The organism is Allobaculum sp., assembly GCF_047010065.1.
GTDB classification, from domain to species: domain Bacteria; phylum Bacillota_I; class Bacilli_A; order Erysipelotrichales; family Erysipelotrichaceae; genus Allobaculum; species Allobaculum fili.
Genome location: NZ_JBKXLD010000168.1, coordinates 1 through 1,923 on the forward strand (window position 1 = coordinate 1; position 1,923 = coordinate 1,923).

The following is a 1,923-nucleotide window of genomic DNA, read 5'->3' on the forward strand; positions in this document are numbered from 1 at the left end:
CAACAATATGCTTCGGTCCCTTCTTCTTTACGAAGACTGGATCGCGGCTGCCTACGATGTGTTTGACCGGCTGATCTATCGCTATCGGGACAATGAGAAGTGTTCGATCGGAACGGTCTACTACGCCTGTCTTCGCAACAAGGCGACCGACCTGATTCGCAGTGCCAATCAGTTTTCTTCCCTGCAAAGGCGCAATACACTTTCCCTGGAAGCCTGCTTTGAGCGCCGTGAATTTGGCGGACCGAATATTCAGAACTGCTTTCAGAGCGACATGGTACTCGAAGAAAATCATTTAGCGGCTTCCGCCTGCGATGAGGTGCTCGCTGAACTCTCCAAAGAGCTCGATGCGCTCGACATGCAGATCCTGACTATGCTCAGAACGGGCTATACCCAGAAGCAGACATCCGCCATTCTGTCCATTACGCTCTCCCGCGTCGGAACGGCGCTGCGAAGAGCGCGCTCTGCCTGGAAACGGCATGAAGTGTTTTCAAAGGAACCGATGTTTTAAGAGCTGAGCGATTTCTTTTCGGCATTTGGATTTGGATTTCAGGTTCCGACGATAAAGGACCGGCATGGAGGCCGGAGGCCGGGGCTTTGTTGACAGAAAATGGGTTGAATGCTATATTTTTAACTTGCAAAGGAGGCCATACTATGGCTGATAAGATTACTTTGGTTTGTACCGAATGCTTTTCCCGGAACTATACGACCGAGAAAAATAAAAAGACGCAGACAGGCCGTCTTGAAGTTCGAAAGTACTGTCCGAAATGCAACAAGCACACTTTGCATAAAGAGTCAAAATAAGACTGACTAGTAAAGGAATTTGATAATGGCTGAAAACGAAATCAAGGACCCGACCTATTCGCCCAAAGCGATCTGGGCGGAACTGAAAAAGGTACAGTGGCCTTCGTTCAAAGAGCTGATGAAATCCAGCGGACTCGTAATTCTGTTTACCGCACTCTTTGGCCTCTATTTCTTCATCTGTGAAATTGCGGCCTCCGGTCTCGTCAGCTGGATTGTTTCGCTTTAAACTGGATTACATGGCTTAACCAAAAAAGGCAGACTCGCGCTGCCTTTTTGATTATCCGTCCATTTTGGCGGCACTTCGCTGGATTTACGGTCCTTAAAATCAGGGGCACCATTCGATCAGTGATATAAATTATACAGATCTTTTCAAAAGGAGAGGAACCAATATGACAAGTAAAGTTAACGACAACGATGTCGCCTGGTACGTCGTCAATACGTATGCCGGTCAGGAAAATCGTGTTAAGGAAAACCTTTTAAAACGAATCAGCACCATGGGTCTGGAAGATTCCCTGTTTGATGTCGTTGTAGCGGAAGAAACCGAAGTGGAATACAAAAACGGCAAGGAAATTACAAAGACGCACAATCTCTTCTCCGGCTATATTCTCGTGCGCATGCGCATGACCGACGAAGCCTGGTACGTTGTCCGCAACACCCCGGGCGTAACCGGATTCATCGGATCGAGCGGAAAGGGAGCAAAACCGTTCCCTGTAGCCCAGGAAGAAGTGGACGCCGTACTCAGAAGACTTCATCGTCCGGTTGAAAACGTCACTCTCGATGTGGTTCCCGGCGATAAGGCCGAAGTCATCAACGGCCCGATCAAAGGCACCGTTGTTACGGTTGAATCCATCGATACCGCAAACCGTAAAATCCATGCCAGCTACCAGATGTTCGGCAATGAGCAGAACTCCGATTTCGAATACGGCGATCTGCAGAAAATTGAACCAAGCGCTGACTGATCGCATACCCTGAAATCTCAAGGCAAAAGCATTCGCTGCCCAGGGATCAGGACGGCTAAAGCATGCGCAGCAAGCTCTGCATAATTCAAGGCAGGTTTTCCCAGGAAGGAAAGTAAGTGTCAAACAATCGACGGGTATACGCGAGACTGAATATTAGATACGC

At 48.5% G+C, this 1,923-nt stretch carries 4 protein-coding genes; all 4 read left to right on the forward strand.

What is annotated here, in order from left to right; genetic code table 11:
* Window positions 1–508 (forward strand): hypothetical protein (locus ACLUYS_RS09890; protein ID WP_412659800.1); only part of this gene is annotated, 508 nt, incomplete at its 5' end.
* A 143-nt stretch (window positions 509–651) separates the two neighbouring features.
* The gene (rpmG, locus tag ACLUYS_RS09895) at window positions 652–801 is read left to right on the forward strand and encodes a 50S ribosomal protein L33 (protein WP_230266817.1); all 150 of its coding nucleotides are present in this window, start codon (window positions 652–654) and stop codon (window positions 799–801) included.
* Between the two features lie 25 nt (window positions 802–826).
* Window positions 827–1,027, forward strand: a complete 201-nt coding sequence (gene secE / locus ACLUYS_RS09900; RefSeq protein WP_230266818.1) for a preprotein translocase subunit SecE — start codon at window positions 827–829, stop codon at window positions 1,025–1,027.
* Between the two features lie 163 nt (window positions 1,028–1,190).
* Window positions 1,191–1,760, forward strand: coding sequence for a transcription termination/antitermination protein NusG (gene nusG, locus ACLUYS_RS09905; protein WP_230266819.1), 570 nt, complete (start codon window positions 1,191–1,193; stop codon window positions 1,758–1,760).
* Window positions 1,761–1,923: the final 163 nt, after the last annotated feature.

What these genes read in the sequence shown, in the direction of transcription:
- secE (WP_230266818.1), top strand. Translation starts at nt 827, where the DNA reads ATGGCTGAAAACGAAATCAAGGACCCGACCTATTCGCCCAAAGCGATC.
- nusG (WP_230266819.1), top strand. Translation starts at nt 1,191, where the DNA reads ATGACAAGTAAAGTTAACGACAACGATGTCGCCTGGTACGTCGTCAAT.
- rpmG (WP_230266817.1), top strand. Translation starts at nt 652, where the DNA reads ATGGCTGATAAGATTACTTTGGTTTGTACCGAATGCTTTTCCCGGAAC.